The sequence below is a fragment of the Shewanella sp. A22 genome, from assembly GCF_053850585.1.
In genome coordinates this window covers 15,588-33,449 of sequence record NZ_JBSQBN010000042.1, presented here as the reverse complement: position 1 = coordinate 33,449, position 17,862 = coordinate 15,588, and the positions used below count along the sequence as shown (strand labels likewise).

The following is a 17,862-nucleotide window of genomic DNA, read 5'->3' as shown; positions in this document are numbered from 1 at the left end:
GTCTCTCAGGTATTCCACTTCTGTGTTACATCGATTTAAAAGGGAACAACCATTTCTACATCAATGTGCCTTGAATTGAAAAACCTGAGAGACTCTGAACTGACCAGATATTTAATGGGATTGGTATTATTCTATGTTGTGTCAGCGTTGTTGCGCTTATGGGTATTAAGACATTGTTGGAGCATCATTATTTACTGCGGTTGAACGTACTGATGTTACCTCTTCCATTGAGCAAATGGTATTACGTCCTCTACTTTTTGCTAGGTACATTGCGTCGTCAGCTAATTGTAATAACTGTTCAATGTTGAGGTGCGTTTTAGATGTCGCATAGCCAATGCTCAACGTTGTATTTATGTGATTTCTTTGCCATAGAGTAGCACTATCATTAATTCTAAGTTGTACTTTTTTTGCAACGACTTTGGCATCCTCTGCATTGGTTAATGGCAATATAACCAGAAACTCCTCACCACCATAACGGCAAATAAAATCAATTTTTCTGAGAGATAGGCGCAACACGTCTGCAGTATTTTTGAGCACGATATCACCAGCTAAATGCCCGTATGAATCATTGATAAGTTTGAAGTGATCTAAGTCGAGAATCATTATGCTATACGCTAGGCCATTACGTCGCCATAGCGCATCCACTTCTTCTAGTTTGTCTAATAATGTGTGTCTATTCCATAAACCGGTGAGTTGATCTTTATTGGCTAATCGAGCGACCTTGTATACCAGTCGAGTCAGTGCGTTACCAAATAATACTAAATTAGTAAGAAACAGTAATATGATGTAACTCCACATCACTAAGGGGGAGTTAAGTTTATCTGCCGCAGAAATATGAGCGAGTTCTTCTGGAGAAAAAAACAAAAAGGTTGCGCGGGTGATAAACAGTAAGCCAATGATAAAAAATGGAATGTTAATCAATACAGCATAATGCAATGACAAGTGTTTTTTTACTGCTCGGAAATTATCAATACCACTTAAGGTGATAAAGGTTGCCGCAGTAATGCTCATCACAATAACCAGAAACACTGCATAGGTCAGGGAGGGAGGAACCAGCAACATCAATAGCGCCGTGGTGGTCAGTAATATCACATCAAATGGGTATGTTACAGGCTGTTTAAATAAATATTGGCAACCCCACCGTACAAAAGCAAACCCTAAGAGTATTGTCATGTCGGCAACAAACCAGTATAAATAGTTAATTGCTTCAGTGCGTTGAGTGTAAAGTAAAATACCAATAAAAGTGCAAATATTGGTCGCGGCGAAACAAAAACTTGCTTTAGGCGCTATGCGTAATAGGCTGGCAAGTAATGTCCAAGCTATCGCGCAACTAACCGCAATTAAGCTAAAAAATTGAACAAAAATAATACTCTGGCTAGGTTCCATATGGCTCATTAGTATCGTAAAAGAAGACTGTTTCAGATATCGCATCAAAAACATGCACAATAATAGACTAATTATTCTGCTTAAAAATTTTATTGTAGACTGTTTAAGCAATTATTTTAACTAACTTGACCAACTTAATAAGGTAACGAAATGGATTCTAATAAATTATTACTGGTGATTATTGCTATTTTACTCCCTCCAGTGGCAGTATTGCTTAAAAAAGGGATGGGTAAAGATTTATTAATTAATATCCTACTGTGTATTTTCTTTTTTGTGCCAGGACTTATTCATGCCTTGTGGGTGGTATTACAAGAATAAGTTTAACTGTGTCGGTGGGTGATATTGTTTGGTTTGAAAGCTGGAATGAATAGGGTTTTAATCGCTTTGATATTATAATTATTGGGCAGTAGTATTACCAAGTGACTTTTATGAATCGTAAAAAGAAAATTAATCAAACCCTTAAAGCCAAAGCTAAAAAAGCCAACGCCAAGCTCCATGCTACCAATAAAACACCTTATGTGACTAAAGCTGAGCGTGAAAAGCTTGCACAAGCAGAGTTGCTAGTGACTACAATGGATTCTATTTAGGCAGCCGTTGTGGTGCATTATATGAGGTAAGTCATGAAGCCGCATTTAGCGGCTAGCATTACACACTTTACAATGGGCTTGCTTAGGTAAGCCCATATGTCTAAATTCCATAGTCATCGCATCAATCATTAACAATTTACCTGTTAACGTTTGGCCGATATCAGTGATGACTTTAATGGCTTCAGTGGCTTGAATACAACCTATCATACCTACCACAGGGGCAAGAATACCCGCTTCGACACATGTTAATTGTTGTTCACCAAATAATGCACTGAAACATTGATAACAAGGGCTGTCTTGCTGATAGTCAAAAACCGTTACCGTGCCTTCCATTCTGATTGCGGCAGCGGAGACTAAAGGTACCTTGTGTTCAAAGCAACTCTTATTGAGCTGTTCGCGCACTATAATATTGTCTGTACAATCAAGAATTAAACTATGCTGGCTGACTAATGTATTTATTTCATCGTCGTCTAACAGCGCGTTAATGGTATTAATATGAATTAATGGGTTTAGCTGCATCAGTGTCTGTTTAGCCGATTCTACTTTCGGTTGGCCAATATTGGCATCTTGGTGCAGCACTTGGCGCTGAAGATTAGAAAGTTCTACCGTATCAAAATCGACTAAAGTTATTTCACCAACCCCTGCCACTGCAAGATATTGGCTTGCTGCACAGCCCAAGCCGCCAGCACCAATAATTAATACTTTTGCGAGTTTCAGTTTTTCTTGGCCATCAATATCGATAGCTTTAATGGAGATCTGACGACTATAGCGCAGCATTTCATTGTCAGTGAGTATCTCTTGATCAAATGAGTCCATGTTATTCCTAAGACAATACGTGGTTAAACGGCTCTACAGTGACTTGAGTACCTTTGGCTGTATCGCCTTGGAATTGATCTAATATAACAAAACAATTGGCTAAGCTCATTGAGGTAAGCATGCCAGAACCTTGGCCTCCGGTGATGGCAACCTGAAGTTCACCAAGCTCATTGTGACTCAATATGCCGCGTTGATATTCGACTCTGCCAGGATATTTACGCACGTCAGTTGTTAATATCGCCTGACAAAGTAAAGGTGCTACAGGGTTGAGCCCCTGCATTTTACGGAGGATAGGTAACACCAATTTATAATAGGTCACCATTGATGAAACTGGGTTGCCGGGTAAACCACAGAAAATAGCGTTACCTATTTTGCCAAACGCAAATGGTTTTCCTGGCTTAATGGCAAGTTTCCAAAAGGTTATTTGGCCTTCTTCAGATAAAATTTGTTTAGTGTAATCTGCTTCACCAACAGAGACTCCACCAGATGTTAATACCATATCAGCTTTGCTTGCAGCTTCTTTAAACGCTCCTCTAATGGCTTCTTTATTGTCGGCTATGACACCTAAATCAATCCATTCAATATGACTTTTGTTGAGAAGCCCTTGGATAGAGTAACGATTGGAATCGTAAATTTGCCCTGGTGCAAGCTCGCTACCTACTGGGCGTAACTCATCTCCTGTGGAGAAAAACGCGACCTTTAAACGACGCTTTACTCTAACTTGGCTAATGCCAATCGTGGCGAGGACTCCCATTTCTGCAGCTCGGATAATAATACCTCGGTGCAATACTTTTGTCCCAGCAAGTAACTCTTCACCGCGTCCACGAACATTTTCGCCTAAGTTGAGCGGATGTTCGATAGTGATTTTAGTTTCATTTGCATGGACTTTCTCTTGCATTTGTACGGTGTCATAGCCCGCTGGAACAGGTGCTCCGGTCATAATACGGATGCAACTATTGGGGGTCACTTTACCGTTAAAGGGATGGCCTGCAAAAGAGCTACCTATTAGCGTTAAGGTTGTTTTATCCTGTGATGCAATTAAGTCAGAAAAACGAAATGCATAACCGTCCATTGCCGAGTTATCAAATGGGGGCAAATCAATGCTGGATGCGAGATCTTCTGCAAGTACTCTGTCGACTGCTTGGGTTAATGACACAAGCTCGGTATCTTGGGTTGCTTCAACTTGAGCTAAAAGTTGCTCAATAGCTTGATCGGGATGAAGCAATGCTGGTTGAGCGCAAGGGTCTTGATTATTGGACATCAGAACTTCCTTAATGAATAACGAAAAATACCATGAGCAGTATTGTGGTTGAAATAGGTCTTTACTTTCAAATGATGCTTAGTATGCCATGATGGCACAAGAGTTTTATGATCACACTTAAGGTTTTATATTTTATGTCGAAAAATAGCACCAATTGGTATTTGTACATTATTCGCTGTAAAAATTCACATCTATACACAGGTGTTACGACAGATATCGTACGCCGTTTTGCTGAGCATCAAGCCGGAGGAGCTAAAGCGGCTAAATACCTAAAAGGTAAAGGCCCGTTAACTCTCGTTTATCAAGAACCATTAGCCAGTAGAAGTGATGCATTAAAGCGTGAAATCACAGTAAAAAAATTTTCTCGTCAACAAAAATTATTGTTGATTGAACAGTATGAATCTTTGTGTCGTTTGGCATAATAAGTTGCCGATTTTCATAACGTTTTTTAGATAAAACATTTGGTTTTTCATCACGTGACCATTAAAGTAAATCAATAAGATCACAACGGTAAGTGTCGCGATGGGTAGATCGTTAATATTTTGTCTGTTGATTATGTATTGTTTAGCGTGTCCTGTCACTGCGCAACGTGTGCGTATTCAGCCGATTCAATCCCCTGAAAATACCACGTACCAATACTATTACGATCTATTGCAGAAAATATTGAGCCTTACAACAGATGAGTACGGTACAGCTAATATTGTTGTTCTTGAGTCTCCGTTGTCACAATCTCGTGCTTTTAATATGCTTAAAGCCGATATGTTAGATGTTTTTTGGGCTGCAACTTCTGTTGCGCGGGAGCAAAAATTTAAGGCTATTCGAGTACCACTGGTTGGGGGATTATTAGGTGCTAGAGTGCCAGTGATTGCCCGTAGTCGATTAGCTGAGTTTGCGTCAATATCGACAGCTAAACAGTTACAGCAATTAGTTGCATGCCAAGGTTCACAGTGGCCAGATTCAGATATTTTAGAATACAATGGTTATCGAGTTGAACGAGTTATTTCTTTTCAGTTAATTTACAGTATGTTAAAACAGCAACGCTGTGATTATTTTCCTCGAGGGTTAAATGAAGCTTATACGGAAGTCAGAACTAAAGGTAATGAGAGCTTGATGGTGTTCGACAAACTTATATTACATTATCCCTTGCCGATGTATTTTTTTGTCAGCTCCCATCATCCTCGTTTGGCGCAACGTATTACTAAAGGTTTGGATAAGATGATTGCAACCGGGCAATTGCATGAGTTTATTCAACAACATGAAACAACCCGCAATATGTTTCCATTGAGCCGATATTCAAACAGTCGTATCTTTAACCTAACCAATCCGCTTTTACCGCCGCAAACACCATTACAACGACAAGCACTATGGATTGATTTACCTCAAGACTCTATAAGTGCAGAGACACTTGTAGAGTAATGTGCAACGTTATTTAGATGCTCGTAATACAGGGTACTTCATATATTGATTGTCGTAGTATGGGCTGCGCTCATAAAACCAGCGTAACCTTGCTTTACTATTATTTGCAAAAATAGGATCTTTCAATGCCGTTTCAAATTCAGTTTTTAGTGCGGTGCTGTCAATGAGCATTTGTGCCGCTAAAGGCTCCACCGCATAGTCTTCAATGTATTCTGTGCGGGTAAAAATAGTATTGAACATTCCCCAGTAAAACAAAGAATCCTCTGCTTGGGGCTCAAGCAGTAGCATGGCTAAATCGCCCAGAGGTTGGTCGGTTTGAATACGTACGCTACCAGCCGGAAGTTGGGTATTGATTTTGTGAATGGTTGCTTTTGCTGTTACCGTTTGGTGGCCTTCATAATCAGTACTAGAGAATAATGGGTCACTGAATTGATATTGTTGTGCGGTTATCGACATTGGTTTTTTCAGCCGTGTCATTCGGATGCCATGTAAAGATAAACGCTCAATGACATGTGTCCATTGTGGTGGAATATAATAAGCCACAGGGCGCGTTACTGTCACATCTGCTTTTGTGTTAGCTACAACGGGTAAATTTTTATATAACTTAGGCTCTCCAGTCCAACGAACAACTTTGTTACCACTGATAGGGCTTTGTTCGACGTGATAATCAACACCTTTAAAGTCTCGACCTTCTGCTAAGGTTTGTTTTTGCCAGCGAATAGTTAACTTACTTGGATTACGGTATTTGTCTTCATTAATGGCAGATTTAAGCTTAGTGCTATTTTGGGCTACCGTGTTAAGTGTTTGCTCCAGCATGACATAAGTGCCAAGTACTCGTTGCTTATAGGGTTTGAGGCTATGATTTTCAATTAAAATTGTTGGTAAATGGCGGGCGTCACCATAACCGTTGGAGAATCGCGGACTTGGATTCCACAGCGACACACCTTTAGTCATGTCGCTATTATCGTTGGCAAACACTAATTGCCCAGGTATGTGGCCTTGTTGGGTCAACGCCTGTTCAATAGCGGGGCGGTAAATAGATTCCAACCATGTAAAAATACTTGGGCTATATCCTTGTGCGACGTTGTAACCAAAGGTGACATCATATTGGTAATCAATACCATCAGTAACATGAATATCAATGTATAAATCGGGCTGCCAAATATTAATGGTTCGAATGAGGTGCTGCATTTCTAGTGCATCAGCTTTGGCATAGTCACGATTTAAATTAAGATTGTTGGCTGTCGTTCGCCAACCCATCTTGACTGGTCCACGTTGATTGACCCGATTGAATTGACTACTGCGTTCGTGTGCATCGACACTTAAAATGGGAATAAACAATAAGTTAACGTTTTTTAGTAAGTCACGTTTGTTATTATGACTGATGTCACGCAATAGCATCATACCAGCATCTTTGCCGTCAATTTCACCTGAATGAATACCTGCTTGTACTAACACCGTCGGTTTTCCGTTATCACTTAATTCTTGTGCTGTTGAGGTCCCATCTTGCGATGCAATGATCATCCAAATATCGCGCCCTTGGGGGCTTTTACCAATACTGACTTTTTGCAGTACATCGCTGCTGTCGACAAGCGTGTCTAACCATTTAACCGTGTCGTCATAGCTAGGGCTATAAACATAGCCTTGTTGTTCAAATGGGGTCGCCCAAGGTTGATCCGCGCTTAGCAGTAACGCTTCACTTGTGCCTGACCAAGGATGAATTGGAGGTAATATGCTATCGTTTTCAAAACGTGCTATTTGCTCTGTTGTGACGATGCTCGGTGAAGGTTCGATAGTATTGGCGTGAGCGAAAGTGGAATTGATGAGCAACGTACTAGCCAATAAACTTGTAAGCAAAAAGCGGCGCATGAATACCTCTAGAATAATGTTGAAACGATAACAGTAATAACATCATAGCATTGCCTAGCAACAGTTTCAGAGGCTTTTATATGATGAGTATTGATATGAAGAAGAACGGAATACGCAACGATAAAACATCCCAACCGAAGTTGGGATGTTGGAAACCGTATCGTATGAAAGTTAACCGCGAAGTGTTGATTAATAATTTACACGTTAGGACCAGCTTGCTTAATGGCATCTGACACTTGGTATTTAGCAAAGTTATCGCTGAACGCTTGAGCTAGCTGCTGTGCATATTTGTCATACTCAGCTTTATTGGCCCAAGTGTTGACAGGGTTTAGCAAAGCGGTGTCTACACCAGAGACACTAACGGGTACATTTAAATTTAGCTTGTCGATATAAACCGTTTCAACATCTTTGAGCTCTCCACTAACAATCGCATCGACAATGGCGCGAGTGGTTGGAATATCAAAACGGTGCCCAACACCATGTGGGCCGCCAGTCCAACCGGTGTTGACTAGGTATACTTGGCTGCCAAATGATTCAATGCGTTTCATCAATAGTTCGGCGTACACACCAGCGGGTCTTGGAAAAAATGGTGCACCAAAACAAGTTGAAAAAGTCGACTGAATCGCTGAGGTAGAGCCCATTTCAGTAGAACCCACTTTTGCAGTATAACCAGATAAAAAATGATATGCAGCTTGCTCTTTGCTGAGTACCGACACCGGTGGTAATACCCCAGATACATCACAAGTTAAAAAGACCACGGCATGTGGTTCAGCACCACGATTATCTTCTTTTCGTTGCTCGATATGTTCAAGTGGATAAGCAGCACGACTGTTTTCCGTTAGGCTAGTATCTTTATAGTTAGGTATACGCTGCTCATCGAGTACAACGTTCTCTAATACGGTGCCAAAACGGATAGCATCCCAAATCACCGGCTCATTTTTTTTGCTTAGGTCGATACATTTGGCATAGCAACCTCCTTCGATATTAAATACGCCTCCGGGGGCCCAACCGTGTTCATCATCACCAATTAACAAGCGTTTCGGGTCGGCTGAAAGGGTTGTTTTACCTGTACCAGATAAACCAAAGAATAAGGTGGTATCACCATCATGACCGACGTTAGCCGAACAATGCATTGGTAACACTCCTTTGGCAGGTAATAAGAAGTTTTGTACCGAGAACATCGACTTCTTCATTTCGCCTGCATATTGTAAGCCTGCCAGTAACACTTTCCGTTCGGCAAAGTTCAGGATAACGGCTGCATTAGAATGAGTGCCATCGCGTTCTGGTATACACACAAAACCTGGCGCATTAATAATTTGCCATGTGTCTTTATTGCCTCGATTAACGATTTCTGGGGTGATGAATAAATTACGAGCAAAAATTTGGTGCCATGCATATTCTGTCGTTACGCGCACTGGAATATAGTGTTCGTCATCCGCGCCGACTTCAAGCTCAGACATGAATAGTTCTTTGTCTGCAAGGTAAGCCTCTACGCGTCCCCATAATGCATCAAATTGACCCGCATCAAATGGGCGATTGACTTTGCCCCACTCAATATCGGCTTCTGTGTTTGCCTCTTTGACGATAAATCGGTCGTTGGGGGAGCGGCCTGTTCTCTCTCCTGTTTTTGCCACTAAGGCACCATTCGCGGTGAGTTGACCTTCGCCACGAATAAGCGCGATTTCTACAAGCTCTGCTGTCGTAGGGTTGAGGTGAACGCGGTTAGATACATCCGCCATAGTGTTGATCTCCATGTATTTTGAGTCGTGTTTTACTGTGAATTGCGTTGGGGGTTTAAATGCTAAGCATAGCTTGATATTATTTTTTGCGATTGCCACAAGCTAACGAGTGCGATTGTAGCGTAAGTTAACGGTTTGGTAACGAACAGTTTGGTAATTATTTTGAAAGTTTTATTTGTTGTGGATGGGTAGTATAACATTTAGACGAAAAAAAAGTGCCATAAGCACTTTTTTTGTAATTTATTACGTAATTGAGATCGTTTTATTGTTGTGATTCACTACTATGGCTACCGGCATACAGTGCCGCGATATCAATGGCATCAAACGAATAAGTTGCTGTGCAGTATTCACAACCCATATCGATTTTGCCTTCTTCGTTTAAAATAGCTTCAACTTCAGCTTGCGGTAACGTTTTGATTGCTGCTGCACTGCGTTCACGGGAACAGCTACATTTAAACGTGACATCAACAGGTTCAAATAATCGAACTTCTTCTTGATGATATAAACGATGCAACACTTGTTCTGCATCGAGCGTAAACAACTCTTCTGCCTTGATGGTCGATGTTAGCGTTGATAAATGTTCAAAATCGTCATTCGAATCAGATTTTGCTGGCAACACTTGTAGCAGCATGCCTGCAGCTTGTTTGCCATTAGCAAATAACGTAATTTGAGTAGGTAACTGTTCAGATTGATTAAAGTACTCTTCTAAACACGCAGCTAAGTCTACGTGATCTAATGACACGATACCTTGATAACGTTCACCTTCATCAGGTGTTAAGGTAATAACCATGTAGCCTTTGCCAAACATTTGTTGCAAAGTCGCATCAGCTTGTATGTCGCCATCCCAACGTGCAACCCCTCGCATCACTTGCTTGTTATTACCATTAATAACCGCTAAAGATACTGGGCCATCGCCTTGTAACTGTACGCTAATATCACCGGTAAACTTAATCGTGGCGGTTAATAATGACGTGGCTGCCATTAACTCGCCAATTAAGCATTGTAATGCCACAGGATAAGGATGTGCAGAAAGCACTTCTTGGTAACATTGTGCTAATTGGACAATCTCACCTCGGACATCGGCATTATCAAAAATGTAGCGATGTAAAATATCGTTGCTCATTTATGTTCTCTTACTTTTTGGGCGCTTAGTAATCTTTAAAGCGCATAATCTGTCGTCGTTGTTTTTTATCCGGTTTATGTTCAGGGGCCGGATTATTCAAAATATTCAGTCGTCGGGCTTCAGCATTGCTAATTCGTTTGCTAATGCTTTCAGGTGTTTCTTCGTATAGGGTTTGCGCGACACTCGCGCTTTGTCTATGGCTAGAAAGTTGAATGATGATGATTTCCCTATCATCATGACCTTGGCGAAGGCGAATTTTTGCACCTACTTCAGCATTCTTGCTGGATTTAGTCCGTTGGCCGTTGTAATGTACTTTACCGCCATTAATCATGTCTTTTGCGATTGCGCGAGTTTTATAAAAACGCGCCACCCATAGCCATTTGTCGAGCCGAATAATGCTTTTTTCTGGCGTAGAGTGAGTCAAATGACCTCCAAAACAGGGATGATTTCACAGACTGAGTAACCTAACTGCCATACAATGTGCGTATTATTGCAATAAAGGCCACTATGACGGCTTTTTTATGGCCGCAAAGTTAGCATATTTGGTGAAGTTTCGCCAATCGATATGCTCTGGGGTTGTTGCTTTATCTTGTGTGGGTTAGCATGACCGCTATTCACCTTTTATTGCTTTTTTTTAACAATTAGAACAGAGACCTGTACCCAAGACGTATAGAGGGTCCCATAACATATGGATTTATTAGATAAATTGATCAACAACGCGGCAAAAATACCACATAAGCTATTGAGTATTATTGTGTTTTGGTTTGGTCTGATCATAGTACTGTTATTAGCAGCACAAATTACATGGAAGTTGATGCCAGTTTCATCGCAATCTGCGGTTTGGCAACCTTCCCCTATTTCAGCAGGCACTGCTAAGCGTATCGAGCTTGCTGGTGTACGTAATCTATTACTTTTTGGCAGTGTAAATAACAATAGCAATCAACCTAAAGCCGAAGTTGTAGAACAGATTACCGATGCACCTAAAACAAACTTATCTATCCAGTTAACTGGTGTTGTGGCATCAACAAACGAGTCTCAAGGGTTAGCGATTATTGAGTCGAGTGGGCAACAAGCAACCTATAGTTTAGGCGATAAAATTAAAGGCACTTCGGCTTCATTAAAAGAGGTTTATGCTGACCGCATTATTATCAGTAACAGTGGTCGTTATGAAACCTTAATGCTTGATGGATTAAAATATACCACCCAAGGTGAAGCTAACTCGCAGTTACAACAAGCAAAGGTCGACCAACAGGTCACTCGAGTTGATCGTCGTGATAACCAACGTTTTTCAGAAGAGTTATCTAACTCTCGTGATGAGCTGTTAGCTGATCCAAGTAAAATTACTGACTTTTTGGCTATTTCTCCTGTTCGAAATGGTGATGAATTATCGGGTTATCGTTTAAACCCCGGTAAAGATATTACGTTGTTTAAGCAAGCTGGTTTTCAAGCTAATGATTTAGCTAAATCAATAAATGGATTTGATCTGACCGATATGGGTCAGGCATTAGAAGTGATGGCACAATTGCCTGAGCTCACCGAAATGGCTGTCATGGTTGAGCGTGAAGGGCAGTTGGTCGAAATCATGTTTAGTTTGCCAGAGTAATTTGGCGTTAGAGGATTGAGTAGAATGAATAATAAAGGGATCCGACATAAGATTATTGCTGGAATGTTAGTGGGCGCTGCAATGATAGCGGCACCGAGTGCTTGGTCGGAACAATATGCCGCCAACTTTAAAGGCACAGACATTCAAGAGTTTATTAATATTGTCGGTAAAAACCTCAATAAAACCATTATTGTAGATCCAACAGTACGGGGAAAAATTAATGTCCGTAGCTACGATTTATTAAATGATGATCAATATTACCAATTCTTCCTTAATGTGCTCCAAGTATATGGTTATGCCGTGGTTGAAATGGAAAACCATGTCATTAAAGTGATTAAAGACAAAGACGCTAAAACCTCAGCGATTCGTGTTGCCGATGATAAAACACCTGGTTTAGGTGATGAAATGGTGACTCGAGTGGTGCCTTTGTATAATTCTGAAGCCAAGCAATTGGCACCGTTACTACGCCAGTTAAATGATAATGCGGGTGGCGGTAACGTCGTTAATTATGACCAAGCTAACGTATTGATGATTTCAGGCCGTGCAGCAGTAGTGAACAAACTGGTAGAGATTGTTCGCCGAGTCGATAAACAAGGTGATACCGCAGTAGAGGTCGTGTCATTAGATTATGCTTCAGCAGGTGAAATTGTACGAATTGTTGACACTTTATACCGTTCAAGTGCTAATCAATCTCAACTGCCTGGTCAGTCGCCAAAGGTGGTTGCCGATGAACGCATGAATGCAGTTATTGTTAGTGGCGATGAGAAAAGTCGTCAGCGCGTGGTTGAATTAATTCAACGTCTTGATGCTGAACAGGCGAGCACTGGTAACACCAAAGTCCGTTATTTGCGCTATGCCAAAGCGGAAGATTTAGTTGAAGTGTTAACGGGTTTTGCACAAAACTTACAAGAAGGTAAGGATGGCGCGAGTTCTCAACAGGGGTCAAGTAAGCGCCGTAATGATATCAATATTATGGCCCACAGCGACACTAATTCATTGGTCATTAGTGCTGAGCCAGATCAACTGCGTACCATTGAAAGCGTCATTAATCAGCTTGATATTCGTCGAGCTCAAGTGCTCGTTGAAGCCATTATTGTTGAAATCGCTGAAGGCGATAACGTTGGTTTTGGAGTGCAATGGGGTAGCGAAGCGGGTGGCTTAACGCAGTTTAACAACATTGGCCCAACCATTGGTGAGGTTGGTGCGGGTGTCTGGGCTGCTCGAGAAGAGGATGGCACTAGCGTGAAGACTATTGATGGTAATGGTAATCCGGTTACAACAACTAATCCAACTTCAGACGGTGACTATACCTTGATCGCGCAAGCATTAGGGAAAGTGAATGGTATGGCGTGGGGCGTGACCACAGGTAACTTTGCCGCGTTGATCCAAGCTGTGTCGAGTGATACAAATTCAAACGTACTAGCAACACCGTCTATTACCACACTAGATAACCAAGAAGCCTCGTTTATTGTCGGCGACGAAGTGCCGATTATTACCGGTTCAACCTCAAGCTCTAACAATGATAATCCATTTCAAACGGTGGAGCGTAAAGAGGTTGGGGTTAAGTTAAAAGTGGTACCGCAAATCAACGAAGGTTCATCTGTTAAATTAACGATTGAACAAGAAGTGTCAGGTGTTAATGGTAACACTGGTGTCGACATCAGTTTCTCTACTCGTCGTTTAACGACCACGGTGATGGCTGACTCAGGTCAAATTGTGGTGCTGGGTGGCTTAATCAACGAAGAGGTGCAAGAAAGCATTCAAAAAGTCCCTATTCTTGGTGACATTCCTTTCCTTGGCCATTTATTCAAGTCTTCTTCTAGTAAGAAAACGAAGAAGAATTTGATGATTTTCATTAAACCCACCATTATTCGTGATGGGATGACAATGGAGGGGATTGCTGGCCGTAAATACAATTATTTCCGTGCGTTGCAGCTTGAACAACAAGATCGTGGAATTAATTTGATGCCCAATACCCAAGTTCCTGTGTTAGAAGAGTGGAGCCAAGAAGCGTATTTACCAGATGAAGTGAATGACATGCTTGATCGTTATAAAAGCGGTAAAGGCCTGAGTACTGACATGCGAGATTCAGATCCGGCCTTGCGCACTATCGATAAAAGCATGCAAAAGGACAGGGCTCAAAACAATGACTGATAGCGTGATGACAGAGCCATTAGCCCAAGTATCAAGTGACCTTGCTATGGAAGTTGTCGAAGGTGATGAGGTTTTTCACTCCAACAGTAAAGAGCGCTTACCATTTGCATTTTCGCATCGTTTTCAATTGGTTTTAGCCAAAGAGAACGAACAGCTGTGTTTATTTTACACCGACAATACGCCGCTTAATGCCATGTTAGAAGTGCGGCGTTATGCGGGAGTTGAGCTACCTTTAATAAAATTAGAGGTAGGTAAGTTTGAGGCTAAACTCACTCAAGTGTACCAAGCCAATTCTTCAGAAGCACAACAACTTATGGAGGATATTGGCAATGAAATGGATCTATTTACACTTGCTGACGAATTGCCTCAAACGGAAGACTTACTTGAGGGTGATGATGACGCCCCCATTATTAAATTAATTAATGCCTTATTGTCAGAAGCCATTAAAGAAGAGGCATCAGATATTCACGTCGAAACCTACGAAAAACAACTTATTGTTCGTTTTCGTATCGATGGCGTCTTAAAAGAAGTGTTAAAGCCGAATCGTAAGTTGTCATCTTTATTAGTGTCACGCATAAAGGTAATGGCACGTTTAGACATTGCCGAAAAGCGCCTGCCACAAGATGGGCGTATTTCGCTCCGCATTGCAGGCCGTGCTGTTGACGTTCGTGTATCGACCATGCCATCAAGCCATGGTGAGCGTGTCGTCATGCGTTTGCTGGATAAAAATACCGGTAATTTAGACTTACAACAGTTGGGTATGACACCTGGTATTCGCGACAAATTTGATGAATTAATTCGTAAGCCTCATGGGATTATCTTAGTCACTGGCCCAACGGGCTCAGGTAAAAGTACAACCCTTTATGCTGGGCTAACTGAAATTAACTCAAAAGATACTAATATTCTAACGGTAGAAGATCCGATTGAATATGAATTAGAAGGCATTGGCCAGACACAAGTTAATACCAAAGTGGATATGACTTTTGCTCGTGGTTTACGCGCTATTTTACGTCAAGATCCCGATGTTGTTATGATTGGTGAGATTCGAGATTTAGAAACCGCACATATTGCCGTTCAGGCTTCTTTGACAGGCCATTTAGTTATTTCAACGTTACACACCAATACAGCATCTGGTGCGATTACCCGTCTGCAAGATATGGGCGTAGAACCCTTTTTGGTGTCTTCAAGCTTACTGGGAGTATTAGCCCAGCGTTTAATTCGTACACTTTGTCTGCAATGTAAAGAAGCACACGACCCCGACGAGCGTGAACGTGAATTACTGGGGATTACCGCCAATGATACGCGGATTATTTATCGCGCTAAAGGCTGTAAAGCGTGTGGTAATAACGGTTACCGTGGCCGAACGGGTATTCATGAATTATTGATTGTTGATGACAATGTTCGTGAACTTATTCATGGTGGTCGGGGCGAATTAGCGATTGAGAAATACGTGCGTAAATCGATTCCCAGTATTCGCCATGATGGCATGAGTAAAGTGCTTGCGGGTGTCACAACGTTAGAAGAAGTATTACGCGTAACCCGCGAGGAATAACCAATGGCGGCGTTTGAATACAAAGCCCTTGATCATAAAGGCAAACAACAAAAAGGTGTGATTGAAGCCGATACCGCGCGTCACGCCCGAAGCCAACTGCGTGAGCAGCGCCTTATGCCACTTGAACTCCAACCTGTTAGTGAGAAAGAAGCCAATTCACAACGTGGTGGATTTAATCTCGCTAATTTGTTTAAAAAACGAATCTCAGTTGCTGAACTCGCGTTGATCACCCGACAAATTGCCACTTTGGTGGCCGCGGGCTTACCGATAGAAGAAACCTTAAAAGCGGTAGGTCAGCAGTCAGAAAAGGCCCGTCTTGGTAATATGATAATGGCCGTTCGCTCTCGGGTTGTCGAAGGTTACAGCTTAGCCGACTCAATGGCCGAATTCCCTCATGTATTTGATGATCTATACCGTTCAATGGTGGCATCGGGTGAAAAATCAGGCCATTTAGAAGTCGTGCTTAATCGATTAGCCGATTACACAGAACGCCGCCAACAACTTAAGTCTAAGCTAACTCAAGCAATGATTTATCCGATCGTATTAACCGTAGTTGCCATTGGTGTTATTGCCGTTTTACTTGCAGCAGTAGTGCCAAAAGTCGTTGGCCAATTTGAACATATGGGCCAAGAATTACCTGGCACAACTCAATTTTTGATCTTCGCCTCTGATTTTGTACAGCATTGGGGCATTGTGGTCGTACTGCTTATCTTTGCTGGTATTGTGTTGTTTCAGCGTATGTTGACCAACCCACGGATGCGAATGAAATATGATACAGCGCTTTTGCAAATGCCAGTCATTGGAAAGGTCAGTAAAGGGCTCAATACTGCTCGCTTTGCGCGTACATTAAGTATTCTATCGGCTAGTTCAGTACCGTTACTTGATGGAATGCGTATTGCCAGTGAAGTGTTGCAAAATGTAAAAGTGCGCGCAGCAGTGGATGAAGCGACCGCCCGAGTCCGGGAGGGAACGAGTTTGGGCACTGCGTTGACTAATACTAAGTTATTCCCAGCAATGATGTTGTATATGATTGCATCGGGAGAAAAAAGTGGTCAGTTAGAGAATATGCTCGAGCGCGCCGCAGATAACCAAGACCGAGAGTTTGAGTCGAACGTCAATATTGCCTTAGGCGTTTTTGAACCCATGCTGGTGGTGAGTATGGCTTCGGTTGTATTGTTTATTGTAATGGCAATTTTACAACCAATTTTAGAATTAAATAACTTGATTAGCGGCTAACATTTTTACTTGTGTATAGATTTTTCAGCCAACCATTAGCTGGAACGATACCCAATGTGATACCAGAACATATAGACAATTTTTAGAGGAAATAATCAATGCAACATAATAGAAAACAACGTGGTTTCACCTTGCTTGAAGTCATGGTAGTGATTGTTATTTTAGGTATTTTAGCGTCAATGGTTGTCCCAAATCTTATGGGGAATAAAGATAAAGCCGACCTACAAAAAGCGGTATCCGATATTGTAGCGTTAGAAAATGCATTGGATATGTATAAGTTAGAAAATGGTATTTATCCAACAACAGAACAAGGCCTTGATGCATTGGTACAAAAACCTAGCTCGTCACCAGAGCCGCGTAATTACCGAGAAGATGGTTATGTTAAACGTCTACCACAAGACCCATGGCGCAATGACTATTTACTACTAAGCCCTGGTGAAAATGGCAAAATCGATATTTTTAGCGCAGGCCCCGACGGACAGCCGGGTACTGAAGATGATGTAGGTAGCTGGAATTTACAAGACTTCCAATAAGATGACTCTACAGCGTCAAGCAGGGTTCACTTTATTAGAAGTGTTACTGGTCGCATTGTTAATGGGGATGGTTGCCTCGGCGGTAACCTTGTCTATTAGTGTGGCTGGGCCAGAAAAAGTGCTAAAAAAGCAGGCGCAACGTTTTATATCAACGACAGAAATGGTACTTGATGAAAGTGTATTAAGCGGTCAGTTTATTGGCATTGTGATTGACGAAGAACAATATCAGTTTGTGGTTTACAAAGAAGGTAAATGGCTTCCTGTTGAACAAGATCGCCTATTGTCGGCTACAAAAATGGATGACGACATTAGGCTAGATATTGTGATCGATGGTATGCCATTAGTACAAGAAGACGAACAGGATGAATCTTGGTTTGACGAACTTTTTATCGACGAACAAAGTGAAGAAGACAAAAAGAAACATCCGGAACCGCAAATATTGTTGTTTCCAAGTGGTGAAATGACACCATTTGAATTGAATTTTAATACAATGAATGACGATCGTCAGCCAGTCAATGTACTGGTTGTGGGTGATGCATTAGGCCGTTTAACGTTAGGGCGTGTAGATGAGTAAACCCACATCAATT

16 protein-coding genes and 1 pseudogene are annotated in these 17,862 nt (G+C 41.6%); 10 read left to right on the top strand and 7 right to left on the bottom strand.

The annotated features are described in order from the left end of the window. Positions 1-165 precede the first annotated feature (165 nt). The gene (locus ACWXWT_RS09815) at positions 166-1,386 is read right to left on the bottom strand and encodes a GGDEF domain-containing protein (protein ID WP_456041402.1); all 1,221 of its coding nucleotides are present in this window, start codon (positions 1,384-1,386) and stop codon (positions 166-168) included. 150 nt (positions 1,387-1,536) lie between these two features. On the opposite strand from ACWXWT_RS09815, the gene ACWXWT_RS09810 reads away from it, so the two are divergent. Both ACWXWT_RS09810 and ACWXWT_RS09805 read left to right on the top strand, forming a co-directional pair. Next, on the top strand, positions 1,537-1,704 hold the full coding sequence (locus ACWXWT_RS09810; protein ID WP_456041401.1) for a YqaE/Pmp3 family membrane protein: 168 nt from the start codon (positions 1,537-1,539) through the stop codon (positions 1,702-1,704). A 110-nt stretch (positions 1,705-1,814) separates the two neighbouring features. Next, the gene (locus ACWXWT_RS09805; protein ID WP_456041400.1) at positions 1,815-1,973 is read left to right on the top strand and encodes a DUF2986 domain-containing protein; all 159 of its coding nucleotides are present in this window, start codon (positions 1,815-1,817) and stop codon (positions 1,971-1,973) included. Between the two features lie 45 nt (positions 1,974-2,018). Here the strand turns inward: ACWXWT_RS09805 and moeB are convergent, their stop codons facing one another. Together moeB and moeA are read right to left on the bottom strand one after the other, a co-directional pair. Beyond that, a complete protein-coding gene (gene moeB / locus ACWXWT_RS09800; protein ID WP_456041399.1) occupies positions 2,019-2,789 on the bottom strand; it encodes a molybdopterin-synthase adenylyltransferase MoeB in 771 nt (256 codons plus the stop codon). Positions 2,790-2,796: 7 nt separating this feature from the next. Then, positions 2,797-4,050, bottom strand: coding sequence for a molybdopterin molybdotransferase MoeA (gene moeA, locus ACWXWT_RS09795; RefSeq protein WP_456041398.1), 1,254 nt, complete (start codon positions 4,048-4,050; stop codon positions 2,797-2,799). A 146-nt stretch (positions 4,051-4,196) separates the two neighbouring features. Here moeA and ACWXWT_RS09790 point away from each other — a divergent pair. Further along, positions 4,197-4,472, top strand: a pseudogene (locus ACWXWT_RS09790) (GIY-YIG nuclease family protein); the annotation flags it as partial. A 100-nt stretch (positions 4,473-4,572) separates the two neighbouring features. After that, positions 4,573-5,466, top strand: a complete 894-nt coding sequence (locus ACWXWT_RS09785) for a hypothetical protein (protein ID WP_456041397.1) — start codon at positions 4,573-4,575, stop codon at positions 5,464-5,466. A 9-nt stretch (positions 5,467-5,475) separates the two neighbouring features. Here ACWXWT_RS09785 and ACWXWT_RS09780 read toward each other — a convergent pair whose 3' ends face one another. The 4 genes from ACWXWT_RS09780 to hslR form a co-directional block, all read right to left on the bottom strand. Further along, on the bottom strand, positions 5,476-7,335 hold the full coding sequence (locus ACWXWT_RS09780) for a M14 family metallopeptidase (RefSeq protein WP_456041396.1): 1,860 nt from the start codon (positions 7,333-7,335) through the stop codon (positions 5,476-5,478). A gap of 197 nt (positions 7,336-7,532) precedes the next feature. After that, positions 7,533-9,089, bottom strand: coding sequence for a phosphoenolpyruvate carboxykinase (locus ACWXWT_RS09775; protein WP_456041395.1), 1,557 nt, complete (start codon positions 9,087-9,089; stop codon positions 7,533-7,535). 247 nt (positions 9,090-9,336) lie between these two features. Next, the gene (gene hslO, locus ACWXWT_RS09770) at positions 9,337-10,197 is read right to left on the bottom strand and encodes an Hsp33 family molecular chaperone HslO (RefSeq protein ID WP_456041394.1); all 861 of its coding nucleotides are present in this window, start codon (positions 10,195-10,197) and stop codon (positions 9,337-9,339) included. Between the two features lie 25 nt (positions 10,198-10,222). After that, a complete protein-coding gene (gene hslR, locus ACWXWT_RS09765) occupies positions 10,223-10,621 on the bottom strand; it encodes a ribosome-associated heat shock protein Hsp15 (RefSeq protein WP_456041393.1) in 399 nt (132 codons plus the stop codon). 264 nt (positions 10,622-10,885) lie between these two features. On the opposite strand from hslR, the gene gspC reads away from it, so the two are divergent. The 6 genes from gspC (at position 10,886) to gspH (ending at position 17,849) form a co-directional block, all read left to right on the top strand. Beyond that, positions 10,886-11,800 (top strand): type II secretion system protein GspC, encoded by a 915-nt coding sequence (gene gspC, locus ACWXWT_RS09760; RefSeq protein WP_456041392.1) that lies wholly within the window; start codon positions 10,886-10,888, stop codon positions 11,798-11,800. 24 nt (positions 11,801-11,824) lie between these two features. Then, a complete protein-coding gene (gene gspD, locus ACWXWT_RS09755) occupies positions 11,825-13,954 on the top strand; it encodes a type II secretion system secretin GspD (protein ID WP_456041391.1) in 2,130 nt (709 codons plus the stop codon). Positions 13,955-13,961: 7 nt separating this feature from the next. Continuing rightward, entirely contained in the window at positions 13,962-15,506 is a 1,545-nt protein-coding gene (gene gspE, locus ACWXWT_RS09750) for a type II secretion system ATPase GspE (RefSeq protein ID WP_456041404.1), read from the top strand. A gap of 3 nt (positions 15,507-15,509) precedes the next feature. Then, the gene (gspF, locus tag ACWXWT_RS09745; protein ID WP_456041390.1) at positions 15,510-16,742 is read left to right on the top strand and encodes a type II secretion system inner membrane protein GspF; all 1,233 of its coding nucleotides are present in this window, start codon (positions 15,510-15,512) and stop codon (positions 16,740-16,742) included. Between the two features lie 98 nt (positions 16,743-16,840). Then, positions 16,841-17,275 carry a type II secretion system major pseudopilin GspG gene (gspG, locus tag ACWXWT_RS09740; protein WP_456041389.1) on the top strand — a complete coding sequence of 145 codons (435 nt, stop codon included), beginning with the start codon at positions 16,841-16,843 and terminating at the stop codon, positions 17,273-17,275. A gap of 1 nt (position 17,276) precedes the next feature. Beyond that, complete coding sequence (gene gspH, locus ACWXWT_RS09735; RefSeq protein ID WP_456041388.1) at positions 17,277-17,849, top strand: type II secretion system minor pseudopilin GspH; 573 nt, start codon at positions 17,277-17,279, stop codon at positions 17,847-17,849. Positions 17,850-17,862 lie beyond the last annotated feature (13 nt).